This is a genomic window from Nocardia beijingensis NBRC 16342 (assembly GCF_001612785.1).
Lineage (GTDB): Bacteria > Actinomycetota > Actinomycetes > Mycobacteriales > Mycobacteriaceae > Nocardia > Nocardia beijingensis.
The window spans coordinates 17,914-39,279 of the sequence record NZ_BDBC01000075.1 but is presented as its reverse complement, the minus strand read 5'-3'; the positions used below and the strand labels follow the sequence as shown (position 1 = coordinate 39,279).

The 21,366-nt window shown below is 67.2% G+C and carries 20 protein-coding genes; 12 read left to right on the top strand and 8 right to left on the bottom strand.

The window, feature by feature from the left end; all coding sequences use genetic code 11:
- The 5 genes from NB3_RS31980 to NB3_RS31960 all read right to left on the bottom strand — a co-directional run.
- A partial coding sequence (locus tag NB3_RS31980; protein ID WP_503826329.1) for an RNA polymerDNA-directed RNA polymerase subunit B occupies positions 1–2,045 on the bottom strand: 2,045 nt, incomplete at its 3' end.
- Between the two features lie 330 nt (positions 2,046–2,375).
- Positions 2,376–3,563, bottom strand: a complete 1,188-nt coding sequence (locus NB3_RS31975; RefSeq protein WP_067810667.1) for a Cmx/CmrA family chloramphenicol efflux MFS transporter — start codon at positions 3,561–3,563, stop codon at positions 2,376–2,378.
- Between the two features lie 254 nt (positions 3,564–3,817).
- On the bottom strand, positions 3,818–4,366 hold the full coding sequence (locus NB3_RS31970) for a hypothetical protein (RefSeq protein WP_157112124.1): 549 nt from the start codon (positions 4,364–4,366) through the stop codon (positions 3,818–3,820).
- 118 nt (positions 4,367–4,484) lie between these two features.
- Positions 4,485–4,793 carry a hypothetical protein gene (locus tag NB3_RS31965; RefSeq protein ID WP_157112123.1) on the bottom strand — a complete coding sequence of 103 codons (309 nt, stop codon included), beginning with the start codon at positions 4,791–4,793 and terminating at the stop codon, positions 4,485–4,487.
- Positions 4,794–4,822: 29 nt separating this feature from the next.
- On the bottom strand, positions 4,823–5,266 hold the full coding sequence (locus NB3_RS31960; protein ID WP_157112122.1) for a hypothetical protein: 444 nt from the start codon (positions 5,264–5,266) through the stop codon (positions 4,823–4,825).
- A gap of 161 nt (positions 5,267–5,427) precedes the next feature.
- Here NB3_RS31960 and NB3_RS31955 point away from each other — a divergent pair, with 161 nt between their 5' ends.
- A complete protein-coding gene (locus tag NB3_RS31955; RefSeq protein ID WP_067810653.1) occupies positions 5,428–6,300 on the top strand; it encodes a helix-turn-helix domain-containing protein in 873 nt (290 codons plus the stop codon).
- On the top strand, positions 6,300–6,515 hold the full coding sequence (locus tag NB3_RS34630) for a DUF397 domain-containing protein (RefSeq protein ID WP_084823840.1): 216 nt from the start codon (positions 6,300–6,302) through the stop codon (positions 6,513–6,515). Before NB3_RS31955 ends, NB3_RS34630 begins: the two co-directional genes overlap by 1 nt.
- Before the next feature lie 103 nt (positions 6,516–6,618).
- Here NB3_RS34630 and NB3_RS31950 read toward each other — a convergent pair whose 3' ends face one another.
- Positions 6,619–7,038 carry a hypothetical protein gene (locus NB3_RS31950; protein ID WP_067810676.1) on the bottom strand — a complete coding sequence of 140 codons (420 nt, stop codon included), beginning with the start codon at positions 7,036–7,038 and terminating at the stop codon, positions 6,619–6,621.
- Positions 7,039–7,293: 255 nt separating this feature from the next.
- Here NB3_RS31950 and NB3_RS34625 point away from each other — a divergent pair, with 255 nt between their 5' ends.
- Genes NB3_RS34625 through NB3_RS31935 form a run of 4 tightly spaced genes read left to right on the top strand, consistent with a single transcriptional unit; the run spans position 7,294 to position 10,342 of the window.
- On the top strand, positions 7,294–7,824 hold the full coding sequence (locus NB3_RS34625) for a DUF3558 domain-containing protein (protein WP_084823842.1): 531 nt from the start codon (positions 7,294–7,296) through the stop codon (positions 7,822–7,824).
- Between the two features lie 15 nt (positions 7,825–7,839).
- On the top strand, positions 7,840–8,223 hold the full coding sequence (locus NB3_RS31945) for a hypothetical protein (RefSeq protein ID WP_067810651.1): 384 nt from the start codon (positions 7,840–7,842) through the stop codon (positions 8,221–8,223).
- A complete protein-coding gene (locus NB3_RS31940; protein ID WP_067810648.1) occupies positions 8,223–9,557 on the top strand; it encodes a hypothetical protein in 1,335 nt (444 codons plus the stop codon). Before NB3_RS31945 ends, NB3_RS31940 begins: the two co-directional genes overlap by 1 nt.
- 11 nt (positions 9,558–9,568) lie before the next feature.
- Positions 9,569–10,342 carry an ESX secretion-associated protein EspG gene (locus NB3_RS31935; protein ID WP_067810645.1) on the top strand — a complete coding sequence of 258 codons (774 nt, stop codon included), beginning with the start codon at positions 9,569–9,571 and terminating at the stop codon, positions 10,340–10,342.
- A gap of 427 nt (positions 10,343–10,769) precedes the next feature.
- Here the strand turns inward: NB3_RS31935 and NB3_RS31930 are convergent, their stop codons facing one another.
- Together NB3_RS31930 and NB3_RS31925 are read right to left on the bottom strand one after the other, a co-directional pair.
- Positions 10,770–12,251 carry an MFS transporter gene (locus tag NB3_RS31930; protein WP_067810642.1) on the bottom strand — a complete coding sequence of 494 codons (1,482 nt, stop codon included), beginning with the start codon at positions 12,249–12,251 and terminating at the stop codon, positions 10,770–10,772.
- 194 nt (positions 12,252–12,445) lie between these two features.
- Positions 12,446–13,117: a FadR/GntR family transcriptional regulator gene (locus NB3_RS31925; protein WP_067810640.1), complete on the bottom strand. Its 672-nt coding sequence runs from the start codon at positions 13,115–13,117 to the stop codon at positions 12,446–12,448.
- A gap of 65 nt (positions 13,118–13,182) precedes the next feature.
- On the opposite strand from NB3_RS31925, the gene NB3_RS31920 reads away from it, so the two are divergent.
- From NB3_RS31920 to NB3_RS31895, 6 genes are all read left to right on the top strand, one after another.
- Positions 13,183–14,439, top strand: a complete 1,257-nt coding sequence (locus NB3_RS31920; RefSeq protein WP_371855953.1) for an MFS transporter — start codon at positions 13,183–13,185, stop codon at positions 14,437–14,439.
- 310 nt (positions 14,440–14,749) lie between these two features.
- Positions 14,750–16,246, top strand: a complete 1,497-nt coding sequence (locus NB3_RS31915) for a nitrate/nitrite transporter (protein WP_067810670.1) — start codon at positions 14,750–14,752, stop codon at positions 16,244–16,246.
- Between the two features lie 28 nt (positions 16,247–16,274).
- A complete protein-coding gene (nirB, locus tag NB3_RS31910; RefSeq protein WP_067810638.1) occupies positions 16,275–18,800 on the top strand; it encodes a nitrite reductase large subunit NirB in 2,526 nt (841 codons plus the stop codon).
- A gap of 64 nt (positions 18,801–18,864) precedes the next feature.
- The gene (nirD, locus tag NB3_RS31905; protein WP_067810636.1) at positions 18,865–19,266 is read left to right on the top strand and encodes a nitrite reductase small subunit NirD; all 402 of its coding nucleotides are present in this window, start codon (positions 18,865–18,867) and stop codon (positions 19,264–19,266) included.
- A 6-nt stretch (positions 19,267–19,272) separates the two neighbouring features.
- Entirely contained in the window at positions 19,273–20,514 is a 1,242-nt protein-coding gene (locus NB3_RS31900; RefSeq protein ID WP_067810634.1) for a uroporphyrinogen-III synthase, read from the top strand.
- Positions 20,511–21,260: a sirohydrochlorin chelatase gene (locus tag NB3_RS31895; protein ID WP_157112121.1), complete on the top strand. Its 750-nt coding sequence runs from the start codon at positions 20,511–20,513 to the stop codon at positions 21,258–21,260. Before NB3_RS31900 ends, NB3_RS31895 begins: the two co-directional genes overlap by 4 nt.
- Positions 21,261–21,366 lie beyond the last annotated feature (106 nt).

Below are 21,366 nucleotides of genomic sequence, written 5' to 3'. Positions count from 1 at the left end.
TCGTCCACGATCGGACGCTGATTCGAGCACGTGCCCTGATTCGACCGGTTGAACTTCCGCATCCGGTAGCTCTTACGCGTACCGTCGTCGTGCATCACGGTCACGTAGTCGGCGGAAACCTCCTCGACCACACCGGCCTTCTCGTTGACGACCACATCTCCGGCATCGATCGCCGCGCGCAACTCCATACCCGTACCGACCAGGGGCGCTTCCGATCGGATCAGAGGAACGGCCTGCTTCTGCATGTTCGCGCCCATGAGGGCACGGTTGGCGTCGTCGTGCTCGAGGAACGGGATCATCGCCGTCGCGACCGACACCATCTGACGCGGCGAGACATCCATATAGTCGATGTCGGCGGAAGCGACGAGTTCTACCTCGGAGTTCTTGCGGCGTACCGGGATGCGCGCGTTGACGAACCGTCCGTCGGCGTCGAGCGGCTCGTTCGCCTGCGCTACGACGTGCAGGTCTTCCTGGTCGGCCGTGAGGTAGTCGATCTCGTCGGTGACCCGGCCGTCCACCACTTTCCGGTACGGGGTCTCGATGAAACCGAACGGGTTGACCCGCGCGTACACCGACATGTAACCGATCAGGCCGATGTTCGGGCCTTCCGGGGTCTCGATCGGGCACATGCGGCCGTAATGGCTGTAGTGCACATCGCGCACTTCCAGGCTGGCGCGCTCCCGGGACAGACCACCCGGGCCGAGCGCCGACAGGCGGCGTTTCTGGGTCAGGCTCGCCAGCGGATTGCGCTCGTCCAGGAACACCGACAGTTGCGAGGTTCCGAAGAACTCCTTGAGCACCGCGACGACAGGGCGGATGTTCATCAGCGTCTGCGGCGTGATCGCCTCGATGTCCTGCGTGGTCATCCGCTCGCGGACCACACGCTCCATCCGCGACAGCCCCAGCCGGATCTGGGATTGGATCAGTTCGCCGACGGTGCGCAGGCGGCGGTTGCCGAAGTGGTCGATGTCGTCGACCTCGACCCGGACCTCGACGCCACCGGGGGCGGTCATGGTCTTCTCGCCCGCGTGCAGGCGCAGCAAATACTCGATGATCGTGACGATGTCGTCCTCGGTGAGCGCCAGTGCGCCGCCGCCGGTGCGGATGCCGAGCTTCTTGTCGATCTTGTAGCGGCCGACGCGCGCCAGGTCGTAGCGCTTCTCCTTGAAGAACAGGTTCTCCAGCAGGTTTTGCGCGGACTCCTTGGTCGGCGGCTCACCCGGACGCAGCTTGCGATGGATATCGAGCAGCGCCTCATCGGTGCCCGCTGTGCCGTCCTTCTCCAGGGAGGTCATCATCACTTCCGAGAAGCCGAACCGCTCTACGATCTGCTCACTCGTCCACCCCAGCGCCTTCAGCAGCACGGTGACCGGCTGGCGGCGCTTGCGGTCGATGCGCACACCCACGGTGTCGCGCTTGTCCACGTCGAACTCCAGCCACGCGCCACGCGACGGAATGACCCGCACACTGTGCAGATCCTTCTCCGTGCCCTTGTCGACCGTGTGATCGAAATACACACCCGGCGAACGCACCAACTGCGACACCACAACCCGCTCGGTGCCGTTGATGATGAACGTGCCCTTGTCGGTCATCATCGGGAAATCACCCATGAAGACCGTCTGGCTCTTGATCTCACCGGTGTTGTTGTTGATGAACTCCGCCGTCACGAACAACGGAGCCGCATACGTCATGTCCTTGTCTTTGCACTCATCGATCGAGGCCTTGACCTCCTCGAAGCGGGGATCGGACAGCGTCAGCGACATGGTTCCGGCGAAGTCCTCGATCGGGCTGACTTCCGCGAGCAGCTCCGCCAATCCACCCGCGCCGGATTCCCCGCGCGCGGTCGCCCGTTCGCGCCAGGCGGGCGCGCCGATCAACCATTCGAACGAATCGGTCTGGATTTCCAGCAGGCCCGGAACCTCCAGTGGCTCGCGGATCTTCGCGAACGAGAGTCGCTTCGGCGCGCGGGAGACTCCGGCATCGACGGGCGTCGCGGTGTAGACGTCGGTCTGACTCGAGACTGTCAAGATGCGTCCTTCCAGCACCTCGTGACGCCCACACGGTCGCGTGGGCGTCACGGTATCTGCTTGTCCTGTGGTCGGTATTTCACATGGCGCACCGTGCTGGACAGTGTCCGAACGTGGCTCGACAACAACGGGTGGAGGGCGGCACGCAGATTGTGCCGCTTTCCACAGTCAATTCGTATTTCGAGAGTTGGACAGCACGCGACCCGGCGCGAAGTCCTAAGTTACACCCGAATTAGACCGATGTCGAGAACATCAAAAAATAGACACATGATTTCTTGTGTCTTCCCATATTTATAGTGACATCTCGATGCGCCGCTCGTCAAGTCTATTAGCGGTAATTCGCCAGGATTAGTCCACAGCGGCTGCGACGGCCTCCGATCCGGCCGGTTTCCTGGTCCTCCAGACGACGGTTGCCGCGACGAAGGCGAAGACAGCGCCGCACCACAACGCCTGCGCGGGCCGACCGGTATGGCCGACGACGAGCGCGGCGGTGGCGGGGCCGAGAACCGCGCCGATGTTGAACGCCGTGGTGGCCGCCGCACCGGCGATCCGCGGCGCGGCGGGCGACGCGGCCTGCACGATCGTCGTGATCAGTGTCGATCCCACGCCGAACGCGACCGCCCCGGACACGGTCGCCATGACCGCCACGCCGGGCAGGGTGTGCGCGGTCAGAGCGGCCAGCAGCCACACCGCGACGAGTCCCGTCGTTCCGAGCGTGACGATCCGCTCTCGATGACGGTCGCTGTATCGGCCGGTGAGCGTCACGCCGGCGAACGAGCCGATGCCGAACAAGGCGAGCACGACCGGAACCCAACGGTCACTCGCCTCGTCGACCCCGGTGGTGATCGAACCGAGGAACGTGAATCCCGCGAACGTCGCGGCGTTGACCAGTACGGCGGCAAGGACGGCGGTGCGGACCGGCCGTTCGCCGAGCACGGTCCACTCCCGCAGGAGGGAGGGCTGTTGTGTGGTGGGGCGATCACCGGCGCGCAGTGCTGCGGGCATCATCGCCCACACCGGGATCACCGCCGCACCGCTGACGATCGCGACGGCCACGAACGCGGCACGCCAGCCCCACAGCTGCCCCAGCAGCGTCCCGGCCGGCACGCCCGCGATGCAGGCCACCGTCACCCCGGACACCACCACCGAGGTCGCGCGACCCACCGCGGCCGGGCCGACCAGGCCCGGCAGAGCGGCCAGCGCGATCGCCAGGAACCCGGCGTTGGCGACGGCCGCGACGACCCTGGTCATCAGCAGTACGGTGAAATCGCTGGTCAGAGCGCCGACGACATGAGTGGCGCAGAAGACCGCCAAGAACGCCGCCACCGAATGCCGGACCGGCAACCTGCCCGCCGCCATCGCCAGCACCGGCGCGCCGAGCACCATGCCCGCCGCGAACAGCGAGGTCAACAGACCGGCGGCGCCGAGCGAAACCCCGACATCGACGGCGATGGGCGCCAGCAACCCGGACACCATGAATTCGGACGTGCCCTGCGCGAACACCGCCACAGCCAGCACGAACACCACGATGGGCATAAGAGGAACTCCCCGGAAGAGGGCGCCACGCAGTCGAGACGCCCGAGATGGTCGCGGAATCGGGCGAATCGTCACCCGATGCGGAGAAACCAGCATTGTCCGGCGTCGCGAAATACCCACGGGCCGCATTTCGACCAGCGGTTGCGCATTCACAACGCCGCCCGGCGCAGATGCCGGGCGGCTATCGTCTGGACGCCTCCGGAGAATTCACGACCACACCATAACAACGCACCCGGACGAGTCCAACGGGATTTTCAATGCCCCCGTAGGCGGGCTATGGCGGCGCGGTTCGCGGACGGATCGAGCGTTATGGCCGCCGCCCACACCTGTGCCGCGACGGCCCGCTGGTCGAAGAGGGCTACCCAGGCGTCGGTGGACTCGCGGGTGTCGCTCACCCAGGTGGGTGCCGGTCCGAGTTCGGGTAGATGGGTGTAGGTCAGCGATGTGTAGGCGCGTGCTCGGGCGTCGAATATGGTTGCCGCGCAGACGGGATCGGCCGTCGGGCGTTCGCTCAGTCGGCCGGCCCGCGCGGCCTGGATCGCGTCCTGGGGGACGCCGTCGGTGAACAGCTCGCCCACCGTCAGGTAAGCGAACCCGAAACCCCATATGCGGCTGGTGAATCGACGGATCAGCCATTCGGCCGAGTCCAGGATGGGTGACCGTTCGGCCTCGGGATCGAGGGTTATCGGCACGTGCGCCGCGTCGTGCGCGGAGGGGTTCTCGGTGCGGGCGAATCCCCAGAAGTGCACGGTGCCCATATCGGCCGCGTCCGCTCGGCGCTCGGCCAGCATGGCTGCGAGCACGGCGTCGATCGTGGCCCTGGATGGGTATCCGATGGTGGGACTCGTCTGCTTGCGCGACTCGGGTCGCGGTCGATTTCGTCGCTTGGACATTCAGCTCTCGGCTACCTGTAGTAGTGGATCAGGCCGACTCGTCCGGCCGTCGCGGGACGGGAAGGTCCGCGGTGCGCGCCCCGTGGGCGGGCAGCAGAACATCCCAGAACTCGGCGCGGACCGCGTCCCACAGCCGGAAGTGGCGCGGGAACCATTCGCGGACCTGCGCCAGATCCGGGAGTGCGCGCTCGTCGAAGGCGACGAAACCATTCTGTCCCAGCGGAATCGGCACCGTGCCGCCGTTGTTGCGCAGCCGGTAGGCGGGCGTGGGGTCGGAGGCGTCGCGGAAGAACACGATCTCGATGCGACTTCCCACCACCCGCCAGGAAGCCTGCACGGCTCCCATCGTGGTGCGGTGCAATCGGCTCACCCCCGCGGCGAGTCGGGCGGGGCCGCCAAGGCCGACAATCGCTCCAGCACCGCTTGGATCGTGTGCACGTCGAGGGTGTGGCCGGCGTTGCCGCATTCGTCATGTGACGGGAACCCGATTCCGCGCGCCGCGGCGCGTTCCCGGTGGCTCACCGCCTGCGGCGTCAGCCGTCCCGCGAGCACCAGCGTGCGGTACGCCGCCGCCTTCCACGCACACCGCTCGACCCGGCAAGTCAGGTGAACCCGCATCTGCTCGTGCGCCAGCCGCACGTCGGCGCGCGCGCAGATGCCGGGCGGGACGAATAGGCCCTCCGTCACCTCGCCACGCCCGCGCCGGTGTGGCTCGGCGCCGGGTCCCGTCGGCTGGGGATCCTGCGTAATTGACTCCGGCGCGCGGAAATTCGTGACGAAATCGAGTTCCGTTCCGTGTTGTTCGGCCATGTGCATATGCTGCGAACGTGCTCACGACGGGGAGCTCGAATCGGCCGGTGCCCAGCAAACGGCGCGTACGCGCTGAGCGCCTCCCGAGTGGGCCGACATCGATTCTCGCCGTGGGAAAAAGCAGGTCACACCGTGGGATAGCAGGGGAGGACGCAACGGAAATGGTCGGTACCAAGTCGGATGTCGGCCGGACGACGCTGCCGCGTCGCCAGTTGGGCCGCGCACTGCGCGACGCGCGTCAGGCAAACGGTTACACCCTCGAGCAGGTAGCCGAAGTCCTGGAGATCAGCCGATCCTCACTCGGGCGGCTGGAGTTGGGGCAGAACGAGAAGATCAAAGTCCGCGACATCGAGTACCTCTGCCAGTACTACGGGGTGCCGGACGAGCGGACCGAGTATTTGAAATCCCTTGCCGAGCATGCGCGTGTGAAACCGTGGTGGGAGGACTTCCGGGATCTGGTGCGACCCGGGTTCAACACGTATCTGCAATTGGAGGCTGCCGCAACAGGATTGCACTTTTTCCAAGCGCTTATCATTCCGGGCCTCTTGCAGACTCCCGACTATGCTCGCAGCGTGCGTTCCGCTGCGTCGAGGGGCTCCTCCGAGGATGCCGACTGGCTGGTGGAACGGAGAATCCAGCGATCAGCAATACTTACTCGAAAGCACAAGCCGATGCAGGCGGAATTCCTGGTACATGAGTCGGCTCTGCGCACTGTGGTCGGTTCTGCACGGATCATGTCTTCGCAATACCGTCATCTTGCCGACATGGGTACGCGGGAGAATGTCTCGATCCGGGTCGTTCCCTTCGCTGCTGGCTTCCCGGGCGGGTTGGCGGTCCCGCCGTACATCATCATCGACTTCCCTCATAACGAACCGTCCGTCGTCTACACCGAAGGTGCCATCGGCACAATGATCTTCGAGGAGGCGGACGATGTGAACCGCTTCCGGGTGATCCACGCAGCCGTCGAGCGTGCTGCACTAGACGAGCAACGATCGAGAGACTTGCTCAGGAATATGGCCAGGGGATACGAATAATGAGCAGCGACCTATCCAGAGCCAAGTGGTTCAAGTCTGTCCACAGTGGTGAGGCCGATGCGTGCGTCGAAGTCGCGTGGCTCGCGGCTGGTCACGTCGGCGTCCGTGATTCGAAAGACCCGAGCGGTCCAGCGCTCATCTTCACGCCGGGCCAATGGAGCGCCTTCACGGCCAGCGTCGCAGCGTGCGCGTTCGACCCGAAATCTGATCTGTGAACCGGCGGTAGCCGAAATACGGCCCGGACTTCGGCTCCCAGCCGATGTCCAGGCCGTATCTGTCGCGGCGCGAGCGAAGCAACGCACCACCCGCGTATCCAGTTCAGCGGCGGCTGAGCCAGACTGCTGCCAGCGGGTACGGGGCAATGATCGGAGTCCCGGCGATATTTACCGTTCCGCTCCAAAGCCCCTGCCGGGGGTCGATGTCATGCAGGTCGAGGCCGAGCGGCACGAAGTCGAACGAAACATAGGTCTCGTCCGGGCCGACCGGCGTCTGATGTCCGCTCCGGCTCGTGGCGCCGCAAACCAGCGCCACAGCGCTGCCATCACCGAACACTTGCAGATCGCAGTTCTCGATCGGCGACCCGATCACATTGGAGGGACCTCTCCCGATGTGGTAGGTCCCCGGCGGGATGACGCCGTTGCGCGGAAACTCCGGATCGTCAGCGGAGGCGACGGCGGGAGCGATCGAGACCGCGGCGGCAGCCAGCGCGAACCCCGCCATGATCTTGCCGAACTTCATCATTCCAACCCCTTCGAATCTTCGTCGAACTCAGTCCTATGTCCTGACTTTCATCCATCCCGTTACTGCCCTGCCACCATAGATCCCTCCCCAAACCCCTATGCCCCACTGCGGAAAGCCTCTCCAACCCCCGGCCCACCGTCGCCCCACACGCCCGAGCTCGATACCCACACCGACCAGCGCAACCAGGAAGCACCACCCAGCCCGTCTGCTACTGTTGGCGCACTTGAGTCGTCACGGGTCGAGAGGGTGGGGATGAGTCGTCGAATCCTGTTGGCACTGCTCATCGGTGCACTGGCGACCGGAACCGTGGGATGTGAGGGCACCACGACCGGGTCGCCCACGACGGGGTCCAGCACCAGTGCGACGCAGGCGCTGTTCAACCCGTGCACGGGGATTCCCGATGACGCGCTGCGGGCAGCTGGGGTTGATCCGGCATCTGAAGAGAGTGGTATCGCAGGCGTGCACCAGTCCGGCTGGGAAATTTGCGCCTGGGATGGACCGAAATACTTTATCACGGTGTACTCCACCAGTCGTACTGTGGCTGAGTTCGAGCATAAGCCTGGGAACGTCGAGTTTCGAGATGTCACGGTTGCGGGTCGGCAAGGTCGGCAATTCAAAGTCGAGGGCGCGTCGAAGAATCTCGGTTGTGACGTACTTTTCCCTGCATCGCAGGGGGTTGTGCAACTGAGTGTTCTGAACCGTGCTGGCATGGACGGCCTGGACGACCCGTGCTCGGTCCTCTATCGCGTTGGTCAGTCGATCGTGCCTTCGCTACCGCATTGATCAGGGAGGGATCTTATGAGTGAGGACGATGCGGCGCTCTGGAGTCGGCTCGCCGGCCAGGCACGAAGTGGGGAACTTTACCTCGATGACGAGAACGCTGCATACGCTTGTGCGAAAGCATGCGACCAGCGCATATCCGAGCTGCAGGAGTTCATTCGGTTGGCGCGAGCTACTCAGAATGTCTCTGGCTTTGGCGATTTCAATATGGCCGAGGGCCTGACCAAGAAGTTCTTGAAGCAGGCTATAGGGGAGCCCCATTCGATCGACCGAGTCATCCAAGAGCACATCGAGACCGTGAAGAACATGCGTGAGGTCATGGCGATCTCGTTCAAGCGCATCACCGGACAGGACATCGAGAACGCGACGCAGTTCGCGAACACCACCGAGCAGGTGCGCTGATGGGTAACCCGTTCGACTCCCTGCGCGTCTTCGATATGGGGCAACTGGGCTCGACGATGCTGCGCAACGTCACCAATTGGATCTCGGGTGAAGAGTTGCAGCCCGAGGTGAATGTGGCCGGGGTGCAGGACAAGTACAACCGGCAGCGTGATGGTGTGCGTAGTCGCGCTTCGGAGGTCGGGTTCCAGGGCGAATTCCGGCCGCGGGAGGTGCTCGACGCCGACGAGTTCGAGCGGCACGATGTCGCGACGCTGCGAGGCAAGGTCGATCAGATCGATTTGAAGGCGGTCACCGATCTGGTGGCCGCGTGGAACACCATCGCCGACCGGCACCAGACCTCTCTGGATACCTTCACGAAGGCGATGGCGCGGGCCACCGATGACAGCGTGTGGCGGGGTGAGGCGCGCAATGCCGCAGCAAGTGCGGTCGCGGACTATGCCGCCCAAGGCGCGCAGGTCTCGAATGCGGCCCGGCTGACCGGCAACAAGCTGTCCGAGTTGCTGACCGGGCTGGAACCGACCAAGCAACTGGTCCCGCACGCGCCGCAGCACCGCAGTGGAATCGGCAACGCCCTCGCCTTCGTCGCCGGGCGCGGATGGCGCAACGACGACGTCGCCGAGTACAACGCGAAGACCGAAGCCTTGCGGGTGCTACGAACCGTCTACGCCCCGGTTGTCATGGAATCGGATACCAATGTCCCTGTGATTCCGCGTCCGGTTTCCTCCACGAATCCGGGTGGCACCGATAACGGCACCAGTCCCCGAGGGACGAGCAACGGCAGTCAGAACCCCTCGGGGACCTCATCGCCCAGCTCGGATCCCTCCGGCAAGAATCCCAGCGAGGATTCGGCGACTCAGTCGAGCGATCAACCCTCGGACAATGCCTCGGAGACGGCGGAGTCGACCAGTACCGACCCGGCGTCGACCACGCAGGAATCGACGACTCCGGCGTCCACCACTCCGGCTTCGACAACGCCTGCCTCCACGACGCCAACGCCGAGCACATCGCCGCACAGTCCTGGCAGCCCGCACCTCAGCACGCCGGGTAATCCCGGAACGCCGGGCGGCCCGGGTGTCTCGGTGCCGTTCAAAGGCGCGCCGAACAATCCCAGCGCCGTCTCGGCCGCGGCCGCACGCACCGGTGCCTCGCCCGGACGCGCAGGTACCAGCGGTATGAGCGGAATGTCGCCCGGTGCGCGCGGCGGCAAGTCGGAGGAGGAATCGACCAAGGGCATCCCGGATTACCTGATCACTCAGGAACACGGTGACGAGCTCACGGGGCTGGACCAGCTGCCGAGAACGGTTCCGCCGGTCATCGGTGACAACCCGCGATAAGGACCTCACCCATGCCCGAGGTACAGCACTGGCGATTCACCGCGCTCGAATTCCGGACCCTATGGGAGTCCACCGGCCGGGACGTACTGCCGTATCCCTTGCAGCACCAGTACACGACCGAATTCCGTTCGGAGAGTTTGCGGTTGCGGCAGGCGGCCGCGCAGTCGCTGCGCCCCCGCATCGATGACGGGTTGTTGCGCGCGGTGGAAGTGCTGCTGGCTCCCGAGGCGCGGGTCGAAGTGGCCGGATTCGCCGGTAGACGCCGCGACCGCAGGCTGCGCGCTCATGCGGGGGTGCACTACGAACACGGCGCGATCGCGGTGCAGGAACCTGGACCGGAACCCGAACACGGCGGTGACGTGGTGCTGACGTTGCTGCCCGCAGGCGAGGTGGCGGGCGCTGTGGTCGAGGTGTTCCCCGCCTGTGCCCCGGGGAAGGGCAAGCAATTGCAAATCTCCACCGAGGAGTTGGCGCGGCCGAGACCGCCGGTCCGCGACGCGTGGCGACCGACGCCACGGGAGGAGTTCGAGCGGTTCTTCACCCGCGCGATGACCTTGATCGGGCACGTCGGCGTCTACGCGATGGGCAGCGTCGACAACCGGCATACCCACGGCCGCAAGGATTTCCAACTCAACGACGTCGCGAACGACGGTCGCTACGTCACCTTCGGCACCGACCTGCTGACGATCAAACCCACCACGCCGGAGCGCATCGCCGCCACCCTGCAACAGATGATCGCCAGAACGGTCAAGGAAGTCCGCGACGGAGTCCACCTACCGTATTAGCGGCGAGGCGCTCAGCCGCCATCCTCGCGCGGCCGCAACCGCATTACTGACCCATGTCGCGGCTGCCGGGTGGCTACGGGGTCGGTATGCGCGCCGTTGCCGCCGGCGGTATCTCGATCGGCACCGCGAGTCTCTACGACCGCGCCGATGCCCTGGGCACTTGCGTTGGTCACCGCCCTGTCGAATGCGGGCAGGCTGGTCGATCTGGCCGCTGGCGAGCGCTGATCGCATCGCTCGTGCTCGCCGGTACGCGCGAACCGAACGTCCGCCCGTCGTCCCGGTGCAGGCCGGAACCCGTTGCGGGACCCGGAATCACATCCGGGCGACGAGCGGACGTTCGGTATCGGGGTCGGCTCCGCCGGAGGGGGGACGGCGGATGCGACGCCCGTGTCCCGCGGGGTCCGGACCGCGGGACAGGCTGGGACGGTCAGACGTTCGCGTAAGCCAGCGAGGGAACGCGCTGGATGGCGAACGAGGACCGCAGGTAGAACCACCAGGTCACGGCGGCCATCACCAGGAACGCGCCGGCGTAGGCCCAGAACGCGGGAGCCATGCTGTGCAGGTGGGTGTTGGACAACCGCAGCGCCTGCTGCAACAGCCAGCCGCCGGAGGCGCCGACCGCGCCGATGACGCCGATCGCTGCGCCGGCTTGGCGTTTGGCGGAGACGGCGGCTTCGGCGATGTCGATGCCGTGCTCGGCGGCGTACTTCTTGGACTCCGCGCTGAAGATGGTCGGGATCATCCGGTAGGTCGAGCCGTTGCCGATGCCGGTGAGCACGAACAGCAACAGGAACGCGACCAGATACAGCGGGAAGCTCTTCAATTCCAGCCCGGCCATGATCAGCGCGACGGCGATCGCCATGCCGCCGAACACGTAGAGGGTGATCTTCGCGCCGCCGACCTTGTCCGACACCCACCCGCCGAACGGCCTGCTGAACGACCCGACCAGCGCGCCGAGGAACGCCAGGTTGCCGAGCGTGGTGATCCAGCCGATCTTGGCCAGGTCGGGGAAGTTGGCCTTGATCAGGGTCGGGAAGGCGAAGGAGAAGCCGATGAACGAGCCGAAGGTGCCGATGTAGAGGATCGCCATCACCCAGGTGTGCCGGTTGGTTAGCGCGAGTCGGTAGGACTTCCCGTCGGACTTGGCGGTGGCGATGCTGTCCATGTAGCGCAGCGCGCCGAACGCGGCGGCCAGGATGAACGGCACCCAGACCAGCACCGACAGCGTGATGCCGAAGCGATAGCCGCCCGGGTCCTTGGCCATGATGTGGGTGCCGAGGGTGATCACCAACGGCAGGATCAGCTGGGTCTGGGCGACGCCGAGGTTGCCGCCGGCCGCGTTGATGCCCAGGGCCGCACCCTTCTTGCCCTCCGGGAAGAAGAAGTTGATGTTGGCCATCGAGGAGGAGAAGTTGCCGCCGCCGACGCCCGCGAGCGCCGCGAGCACCAGGAACACCCACATCGGGGTGCCCGGCTGGTTGACGAAGTAGGCCAGGCCGAGCGTGGGAAGCAGCAGCATTCCCGCACTGAACACGGTGAACGCCCGCCCGCCGAACCGGGGAATGGCGAAGGTGTACGGGATGCGCAGCGCGGCGCCGACCAGGGTGGGGGTCGAGGTCAGCAACAGCGCGTTGCTCACCGCGATGGGGTTGCCCTTCCCGAGACCGGCGAGGAAGTCGAATCCGGCTGCGCCCATGCTGGTCACCACGGTGCCCCAGATGACCCAGATGCTGAAGCCGAGATTCTCGGCGAACACGGAGAAGATGAGATTCTTGCGCGCGGTCTTCGCGCCCCCGGATGCCCAGAACGTCGGGTTGTCCGGATCCCAGTGGTCGAGCCAGCGTCCACGTTTCTGATATTCGAAAGTCGTTGTCTGCGACTGCTGGCCGGTGGCTGCTACGGCGGTCATCGGCTTCCTCTCGATTCGGCTCGACCGGCCCTCATCGCGGCGCAGTGCCGCCGGCGGCTGTCGAGTGCCTAGCTACGGTCGAGACAAAGGTATGAGCCGCTTGTTGCGTCCCCGTGGCCCTCGATGACGTTCCCGGCAATTCCGACTCACATCACGCGGCGGGGAATGGTGACCACTCGGTTACCTGACGCCGTTTATCGCGCGTCGGGATATTCCGCGATGAGCGAGTCGAGGAAGCAGCGGGTCGCGGAGGCGGCCCGCTCGGGATCGCCGTCGATGACGGCGTGCACCAGCGCGGCGTGCTCGTCGGTGTAGGAATCGTCGGACTTGGCCGTGCGTGCGCGGATGACCTGTTCGATGATGGGCAGCAGCGAATCGTAGAACTCGAGGTACACCGCGTTGTGGCTCGCGACGACGATCGCGCGATGCAATTGGACGTCCGCCTCGATCGCGGCGGTGGGGTCCTCGTCCCACTTCTTGTCGCGTTCGGCCAGCAGGCGCAGCAGGTTCGCGATGTCGGTGTCGTCGCGGCGGCGCGCGGCCAGGCCCGCGGCGGTGACGTCCAGCGCGAGGCGCAGCTCCAGCACGTCGCGTTCCTCGGCGTCGGCGAAGTATTTGCCGAGAGTTCCGCCCAGGTCCGATGCGGCGATCACGTACGTTCCAGAGCCTTGGCGACGCTCCAGCATGCCCGCGTGCACGAGGGCCTGCACGGCCTCGCGCACCGTGTTGCGGCCGGTGCCGGTGAGCTCGGTGAGCTCCGGCTCGGTCGGGATGCGGGAGCCGATCGGCCAACGGCCGGAACGGATTTCGGCACGCAGCTGTTCGGTGACCTGGGCGATGAGGCTGGTGCGCCGGACGGGTTGCACCTCGACAGAGTACCGCCCATCACAAATCGTTGCCGCACTTCATCCGGTCATCCTATGATTTCTCGGTGACTGTGACCATTCCGGAAACCGAGACTCGCCAGGACACCGTCTTGGTCGAGCGCCGTCGACGTGCGCTGACCGAGGGCCGGGTGCTGGTGCTGGCCGCCATCGTGATGTCGGCGCTCACGCTCCGCGTCGCCGTCACCGCGTTCAGCCCGCTTGCCGAGCGGATCGGCGCCGAAGTCGGTTACGGCGCCGCAGTTGTCGGCGTCTTCGGGATGCTCCCCACCGCGATGTTCGCGCTGTCGGGTCTGCTCACGCCGGTTCTCGCGGTCCGGCTGGGGCTGGAGCGCACCGCGCTGACGGCCATGCTGATGGCCGGTGTCGGCATGTCGATCCGGGTGCTGATGTCGGGCACCGTGGAACTGCTGATCTTCTCCGCGCTCGCCCTCGCGGGCATGGGCATCGGCAACGTGGTGATCCCGCCGCTGGTGAAGCGGTACTTCCCGGATCGCCTGGCCGTGATCAGCTCGCTGTACATCGTGATGGTGCAACTCGGCACGGTCGTGCCCGCCTTCACCGCCGTCCCGGTCGCGGACGCGCACGGCTGGCGCGTTTCGCTCGGCGTGTGGGGCCTGCTCGGCTTCGCCGCGGCGGTGCCGTGGCTTGCGGTGCTGCGCGGCCGTCGCGGACACGACGGCGCGGACCGCACGGCGGTGCCCGAGCAGCCGCCGCACAACGGGCGGGTGTGGCGCTCGCCGATCGCCTGGGGCATGGCCGGCATGTTCGGCATGACCTCGCTCACCACCTACGCGATGTTCACCTGGTTGCCGAAGATCCTGAGCGAAGCGGGCGCGAGCGCCGCGTACGGCGGAGCCATGGTCGGGCTGTTCGCCGTGGTCGGCCTGGTCGCCGCGCTGTCCGCGCCGACGGTAATGGCCCGGTTCCGCAATCCGTTCCCGGTGGTGGTCGGCTGCGCGGCGCTGTTCTTCATCGCGTTCGCCGGGCTGCTGATCGCGCCGATGGCCGCGCCGATCCTGTGGGTTGTCGTGCTCGGCCTCGGGCCGAGTACGTTCCCGATGGCGCTGACGCTGATCAATCTGCGCACCCGCACCCCTGCCGGGTCGGCCGCGCTGTCGGGCTTCACCCAGGGCGTCGGCTACGCGGTGGCCTGCGTGGGTCCGCTGCTGTTCGGCGTGCTGCACACGGCGACGGGCGGCTGGCTCGTCCCGTTCGCCATGCTCGGCCTCGCCGTGCTCGTGCTGCTCGCGGGCGCCTGGCAGGCATGCAAGCCGCGCGTACTCGAAGACACCTGGAATTGACGCGCGCGGCCGCGGGCCGGAAATCTCACAGTTCCGGTTGCGCGGCTGTGCGAACAGGTCCAGGATTGGCGCATTCGATTTACGCGACGTAGCGCGCGTCACACCTCACCGGCCGTCGAATTCGAGTTCGGCCTATTTGTGACGGACGGAAACCGTTGTGTCACATGCCTGAAACATTCGCTCGGAACTCACCTCGGATCACCGGTAATCGTGAGCAACCGTTGATTTGACGGTCATTTCGCGCAGCATTTCGGCAATACCCATTTCCTACCGTGGGGCCAACCGACTTTGGGAGGCCCCGTTGAGCACGCTGACGCGTAACCGTCTGGAAGCGCTGGGACGGACGAAGATCCGCAGGCCGCGCCTCGAGCATTGGGATGCCGAGGACGTCACCGCTTGGGAAGCGGGCGGCAAGGACATCGCCCGCCGCAACCTGATCTGGTCGGTCTTCGCCGAGCACGTCGGATTCTCGGTCTGGTCGATCTGGTCGGTGATGGTGCTGTTCATGCCGACCGACAAGTTCGGCATCGACCCGGCGGGCAAGTTCTTCCTGGTCGCCATGCCGACCCTGGTGGGCGCGTTCCTGCGAATTCCCTACACCGTGGCGACCGCGCGGTTCGGTGGCCGCAACTGGACGGTGTTCAGCGCGATGATGCTGCTGATCCCGACGCTGCTCACGCTGTACTTCGTCAACCAGCCCGGCACCTCGTACACGACGTTCCTGGTGGTGGCCGCCTTCGCCGGCTTCGGCGGCGGCAACTTCGCGTCCTCGATGACCAACATCAACGCGTTCTACCCGCAGCGGCTCAAGGGCTGGGCGCTCGGCCTGAACGCGGGCGGCGGCAACATCGGCGTTCCGGTGATCCAGCTGATCGGCCTGCTGGTCATCGCGACCCTCGGTAATGGCTACGCGTCGCTGATCTGCGCGGTGTACCTGGTGCTGATCGCGATCGCGGGCGTGGGCGCCGCGCTGTTCATGGACAACCTGCCCAACCAGAAGGCCGATCTGTCCTACATGCTCACGGCACTGAAGGTGCCGCAGTCCTGGGCGATCGCGTTCCTCTACATCGGCACCTTCGGCTCGTTCATCGGCTACAGCTTCGCCTTCGGCCAGGTCCTCCAGATCAGCTTCCGCGCCGGGGGCGACAGCGTCGCGCAGGCCGCGCTGCACGCCGCGCAGATCGCGTTCATCGGCCCGCTGCTCGGCTCGCTGGCCCGCCCGTACGGCGGCAAATGGGCCGACCGCATCGGCGGCAGCCGGGTCACCCTCTATGTCTTCGGCGCGATGATGGCGGCGGCGGTGCTGGTCACCGTGGCCAGCACGCTGGCCGACAACAACAACGGCGTGGCGGGCGGCGGCGTGATGACCGCGCTCGTCGTCGGCTTCATCGCCCTGTTCGTGCTGTCCGGCATCGGCAACGGGTCGGTCACCAAGATCATCCCGTCGGTGTTCGAGGCGAAGTCCAAGAGCCTGGACGGCACGCCCGCCCAGCAGGCGGCCTGGTCGCAGAACACCTCCGGCGCGCTGATCGGCTTCGTCGGCGCCATCGGCGCACTCGGCGGCGTCGGCATCAACCTGGTGCTGCGCTCCTCCTACGCGTCCACCAAGTCCGCGACCACCGCGTTCTGGGTGTTCATGGCCTTCTACGTGCTGTGCGCCCTGGTGGTCTGGGCGGTGTTCCTGCGCCGTCCCGCTCTGCGCGCCCTGCCCGCCGATTCCGAGGTGGTGACCGAAGCCGAGGCCTTCGTCCTCGAAGCCGAGGCCAGTCAGTCCCAGTCCCCGTCCGCCGGCTCGGCCCGCGCCTGACACCCGATCCAGTCCAGGAGGACAACAGATGAACCCCACAGTCGCTCGCAAGACCGCGGTGGTCGTCGGCCACGGGATGGTCGGGCACCGGTTCGTCGAGGCGCTGCGCTCGCGCGACACCGAAGGCCAGTGGCAGGTGATCATCCTCAGCGAGGAGCAGCTGCCCGCCTACGACCGCGTCGGCCTGTCGTCCTACGTCGGCGCCTGGGACCCCAAGGCGCTCGCGCTGCCGGGCAACGAGTACGCCGGTGACGCGCTGGTCGAGCTGCGGCTGGGCCAGAGCGCCGAGTCGATCGACCGGGCGGCGCGCAAGGTGACCACGTCGTCGGGCGACATCCTCGCCTACGACGCGCTGGTGCTGGCCACCGGCTCCTACCCGTTCGTTCCGCCGGTGCCCGGCCACGACCGGCCGGAGTGCTTCGTCTACCGCACCATCGAGGACCTCGACGGCATCCGCGCGGCCGCCGAAGCCGCCGGTCCCGGCGGTGTCGGCGTCGTGGTCGGCGGCGGCTTGCTCGGCCTGGAGGCGGCGAACGCGCTGCGGCTGCTCGGGCTCACCCCGCACGTGGTCGAGTACAACACCAGGCTGATGCCCGCCCAGGTCGACGAGGGTGGCGGCGCCATCCTGGAGCGCCTGGTCACCGACCTCGGCCTGCATGTGCACACCGGTGTCGGCACCTCCTCGATCGAGCCCGCCGACCAGGGCGTGCGGGTCACCCTCTCCGACGAGAGCGTGATCGACGCCGGGCTGGTGGTGTTCTCCGCCGGTGTCCGCCCGCGCGACCAGATCGGCCGGGACGCGGGACTGGAGATCGCTCCGCGCGGCGGCATCGTCACCGACCTGGGCTTGCAGACCTCCGACCCGAACATCTGGGCCATCGGCGAATGCGCCGCCGTGGAGGGCGTGTGCTACGGCTTGGTCGCCCCGGGTTACAGCACCGCGGAGATCGTGGCCGACCGCCTGCTCGGCGGCGCGGGCGAGTTCCCTGGCGCCGACATGTCCACCAAGCTGAAGCTGCTGGGTGTCGACGTGGCCAGCTTCGGTGACGCGCACGGCGTCACCGAGGGCGCGCTGTCGGTCGTGCTGCACGACGCGGCCAAGGGCACCTACGCCAAGCTGGTCGTCTCCGATGACGCGAAGACCCTGCTCGGCGGCATCCTGGTCGGCGACGCCACCGCCTACTCGGCGTTGCGCCCGCTGGTCGGCCGCCCGCTGCCCGCCGAACCGGCCGCGCTGATCTCGCCCGCGGGCGCCGAGCTCGGCGCCGACGCGCTGCCGGACGACGCGCAGATCTGCTCCTGCAACAACGTGTCCAAGGGCGCGATCTGCGGAGCGATCGCCGACGGCGCCTGCGACATCCCGGCGATCAAGAGCTGCACCAGCGCGGGAACCTCCTGCGGCGGTTGCGTGCCCATGCTCAAGAAGCTGCTCGAGCAGTCCGGCGTGGAGATGTCGAAGGCGCTGTGCGAGCACTTCGAGCAGTCGCGCGCCGAGCTGTTCCAGATCGTCCAGGTGACCGGCATCCGCACCTTCTCCGGCCTGATCGCCAAGTACGGCAAGGGAACCGGCTGCGACATCTGCAAGCCGACCGTGGCCTCCATCCTCGCCTCCACCTCGAGCGACCACATCCTCGACGGCGAGCAGGCCGCGCTGCAGGACACCAACGACCACTTCCTGGCCAACCTGCAGAAGAACGGCACCTACTCGGTGGTGCCGAGGATGCCGGGCGGTGAGGTCACCGCCGAGCAGCTGATCACGATCGGCGAGGTGGCCAAGGAATTCGGCCTGTACGTGAAGGTCACCGGCGGTCAGCGCATCGACCTGTTCGGCGCGCGCGTCGAACAGCTGCCGCTGATCTGGAAGCGGCTGGTCGACGCGGGCATGGAATCCGGTCACGCGTACGGCAAGTCGCTGCGCACCGTGAAGAGCTGCGTCGGCTCCACCTGGTGCCGCTACGGCCAGCAGGACTCGGTCGGCATGGCCGTACTGCTGGAGAAGCGGTACCGCGGACTGCGTTCGCCGCACAAGCTGAAGCTGGCCGTCTCCGGGTGCGCCCGCGAATGCGCCGAGGCCCGCGGCAAGGACGTCGGCGTGATCGCCACCGAGAACGGCTGGAACCTCTACGTCGGCGGCAACGGCGGTCTCACCCCCAAGCACGCCGTCCTGCTGGCCGGTGAGCTCGACGACGAGACGCTGATCAAGTACATCGACCGGTACCTCATGTTCTACATCCGCACCGCCGACCGTTTGCAGCGCACCGCCCCCTGGCAGGAGGCGCTGGAAGGCGGCATCGATTACCTCAAGCAGGTGATCTGCGAGGACAGCCTCGGCCTCGCCGAGGATCTGGAGGCGGCGATGGCCCAGCACGTCGCCGGCTACCGCGACGAGTGGGCCGCGGTGCTGGACGACGAAGAGAAGCTGTCTCGCTTCGTGTCGTTCGTCAACGCCCCGGAGGAGACCGATCCGACGATTTCCTTCGACGAATCCGGGGAGCGGAAGGTTCCCGTCCTGCTCGGACTGCCGGAAGTTCCGGTTGCCACGCAGGGGAAATGACCGCTTAACCGCATGGAAACAGAACGTCGGTACCAATGAGTAAGGCGTTTGGAGGATGACACCGATGACCGTGATCGATACCCCCGGCATCGCCGCAGCAACCACCACGGGGTGGACGCAGGCTTGCCGTCTCGACTACCTGATCCCCGGCCGCGGCGTTGCGGTGTTGCTGCGAGGCGGCCGCCAGGCCGCACTTTTCCTGCTGGACAACGGCATGCTGTACGCCGTCGGCAATATCGATCCGATCGGACGGGCCGCGGTCATGTCGCGCGGGATCGTCGGCGATCGCGGTGGGGTGCCGGTCGTGGCCTCGCCGCTGCTGAAGCAGGCCTTCTCCCTGGTCGACGGGCATTGCCTGGACGACGAATCGGCGATGCTGCCGGTGTACGCGGTGCGCGTGGACGACGGCATCGTTTCGATTTCCAACGAGCCGGTCGCCACCGCGCTCGCGTCCTCGGATGGATGAACGCCAATGACAACAGTTGACGCGGGCGCGAGCCTGGCCGGATTCACGGTGGGCATCACGGCCGCCCGCCGGGCGGAGGAATTCGCCACGCTGCTGGAACGCCGGGGCGCGAACATCGTTTCCGCACCGGCCATCCGCATCATCCCCTTGGCCGACGACAACGAGCTGGAGCGGGTGACCCGGCAGCTGGTCGCCGACCCGCCGCAGATCACCGTGGCCACCACCGGAATCGGCTTCCGCGGGTGGATGGAGGCGGCCGAGGGCTGGGGCCTCGCCGAGGACCTGCGCGCGACGCTGGGCACCACCCGCATGCTCGCGCGCGGCCCGAAGGCCAAAGGCGCCATCCGCGCGGCGGAACTGCGCGAGGAGTGGTCGCCCGCCTCCGAGTCGTCCGCCGAAGTGCTCGATCACCTGCTCGCCGAAGGCGTGGAGGGCGTGCGCATCGCCGTGCAGTTGCACGGGGCCACCACCGAGTGGGAGCCGGTGCCCGACTTCTGCGAGGTGTTGCGGTGCGCGGGCGCGGATGTCGTGCCGGTGCCGGTGTACCGCTGGGTGCCGCCGGACGACCAGGGGCCGATGGACCACCTGATCGAGGCCATCGTCACCTCCGGCATGGACTGCGTCACCTTCACCAGCGCCCCCGCCGTGGCGTCGATGTTGATGCGCGCCAAGGAAACCGGGCTGCTCGAAGGGCTGCTGTACGCGCTGCGCGGCCGGGTGCTGCCCGCCTGCGTCGGCCCGATCACGGCCGCGCCCCTGGAAGAACTCGGGGTGCCCACCTCGATGCCGGGCCGGGCCAGGCTGGGCGCGCTGGCCCGCCACGTCGCCGAGGAACTGCCCAGGCGGGCCAACCGCATTCACGCCGCGGGCCACATCATCAGCGTGCGCGGCGCCTGTGTGGTGGTCGACGGTCAGGTGCGTCAGCTGGCGCCCGCGCCGATGGCCTTGATGCGCTCGCTGGCCCGCCAGCCCGGCCGGGTCGTCTCGCGCGAGGACCTGCTCGCCGCGTTGCCCGGCGGCGGGGACGACACGCACGCGGTGGAGACCGCCATCGCCAGGCTGCGCGCCGGTCTCGGCACGCCGAAAGCGATCCAGACCGTGGTCAAACGTGGCTACCGGCTCGCGCTGGACCCGGCGGAATGTATCGACAACAACCCACGGCCCACCGCGACAGGAGGACCGCAGGTGCCCGGCGTCGGAATTCCGACCCGGGCACCTCGGTACATCCAGGCTGCGGGGAGCTGGTGACCGCGTCCGCCCTGGTGCTCGTGGCCCACGGGACCCGCAGCACCAAGGGCGTGCAGATGATCGCCGCGCTCGCCGAGGCCGTGACGAAGGAGCTCGGTGCCGGGATTTCGGGGCCCGGCACCGAGACACCGTGGGTGCGTACCGCCTTCGTAGACGTGCTCGGTCCATCCCCCTCGGAAGTGCTGCGCGATCTGGTGACCCCGGCCGGGGAATCCGTGCCTGCGGTGGTGGTTCCGGCGTTCCTGGCCTCGGGATATCACGTCTACCAGGATGTGCCGCGCGAGGTCGCCGAGAGCGAGCATCCCGCGGTGACGGTCACGCCGGCCATGGGGCCGGATCCGGCGCTGGCGCGGATCATGGCGATGCGTCTGCGCGCGGCGGGCTGGCGGCCGGGTGACGCGGTGGTGTTCGCCGCCGCCGGCTCATCGGACGCCCGTGCGCGTCAGGACGTGCGGCGCGCGGCCGCACTGCTGGCCGAATGCCTGGGTGTTCCTGTTCGCATCGGCTATGTCGCGACCGGTGCGCCGCGCGTGCCGGACGTCGTCGCGGAATCGCGCGCGGCGGGGGCTGAGCGGGTGTTCGTCGCCTCGTATCTGCTCGCGCACGGCCTGTTCCAGCAGCGTCTGCACGAGTCGGGCGCCGACGGCGTCGCCGAGCCCATCGGCGTGCACCCGGCGGTGGTCCGGTTGATCGCCGAACGCTACCGGTTGGCCGCGGGCGAGCTGGTGCGGGCGCGGGTTCGCTGAGCATCGGCGGTCCACCGAACATCGGTGCGGCGCAGGCTGTTCGGCCCGCACATCCGGTGGCCGTTCGGCCTCGTCGAAGTCACGGCGTCGTCCGACCCGGCGCGGA

Bases quoted from the DNA above. Each gene is read 5' to 3' on its own strand.
- NB3_RS31940 (WP_067810648.1), top strand. From the start codon at position 8,223: ATGGGTAACCCGTTCGACTCCCTGCGCGTCTTCGATATGGGGCAACTG.
- nirD (WP_067810636.1), top strand. From the start codon at position 18,865: ATGACCGTGATCGATACCCCCGGCATCGCCGCAGCAACCACCACGGGG.
- NB3_RS31950 (WP_067810676.1), bottom strand. From the start codon at position 7,038: ATGAAGTTCGGCAAGATCATGGCGGGGTTCGCGCTGGCTGCCGCCGCG.
- NB3_RS31945 (WP_067810651.1), top strand. From the start codon at position 7,840: ATGAGTGAGGACGATGCGGCGCTCTGGAGTCGGCTCGCCGGCCAGGCA.
- NB3_RS34630 (WP_084823840.1), top strand. From the start codon at position 6,300: ATGAGCAGCGACCTATCCAGAGCCAAGTGGTTCAAGTCTGTCCACAGT.
- NB3_RS31955 (WP_067810653.1), top strand. From the start codon at position 5,428: ATGGTCGGTACCAAGTCGGATGTCGGCCGGACGACGCTGCCGCGTCGC.
- NB3_RS31900 (WP_067810634.1), top strand. From the start codon at position 19,273: ATGACAACAGTTGACGCGGGCGCGAGCCTGGCCGGATTCACGGTGGGC.
- NB3_RS31935 (WP_067810645.1), top strand. From the start codon at position 9,569: ATGCCCGAGGTACAGCACTGGCGATTCACCGCGCTCGAATTCCGGACC.
- NB3_RS31975 (WP_067810667.1), bottom strand. From the start codon at position 3,563: ATGCCCATCGTGGTGTTCGTGCTGGCTGTGGCGGTGTTCGCGCAGGGC.
- NB3_RS31960 (WP_157112122.1), bottom strand. From the start codon at position 5,266: ATGGCCGAACAACACGGAACGGAACTCGATTTCGTCACGAATTTCCGC.
- nirB (WP_067810638.1), top strand. From the start codon at position 16,275: ATGAACCCCACAGTCGCTCGCAAGACCGCGGTGGTCGTCGGCCACGGG.
- NB3_RS31930 (WP_067810642.1), bottom strand. From the start codon at position 12,251: ATGACCGCCGTAGCAGCCACCGGCCAGCAGTCGCAGACAACGACTTTC.
- NB3_RS34625 (WP_084823842.1), top strand. From the start codon at position 7,294: ATGAGTCGTCGAATCCTGTTGGCACTGCTCATCGGTGCACTGGCGACC.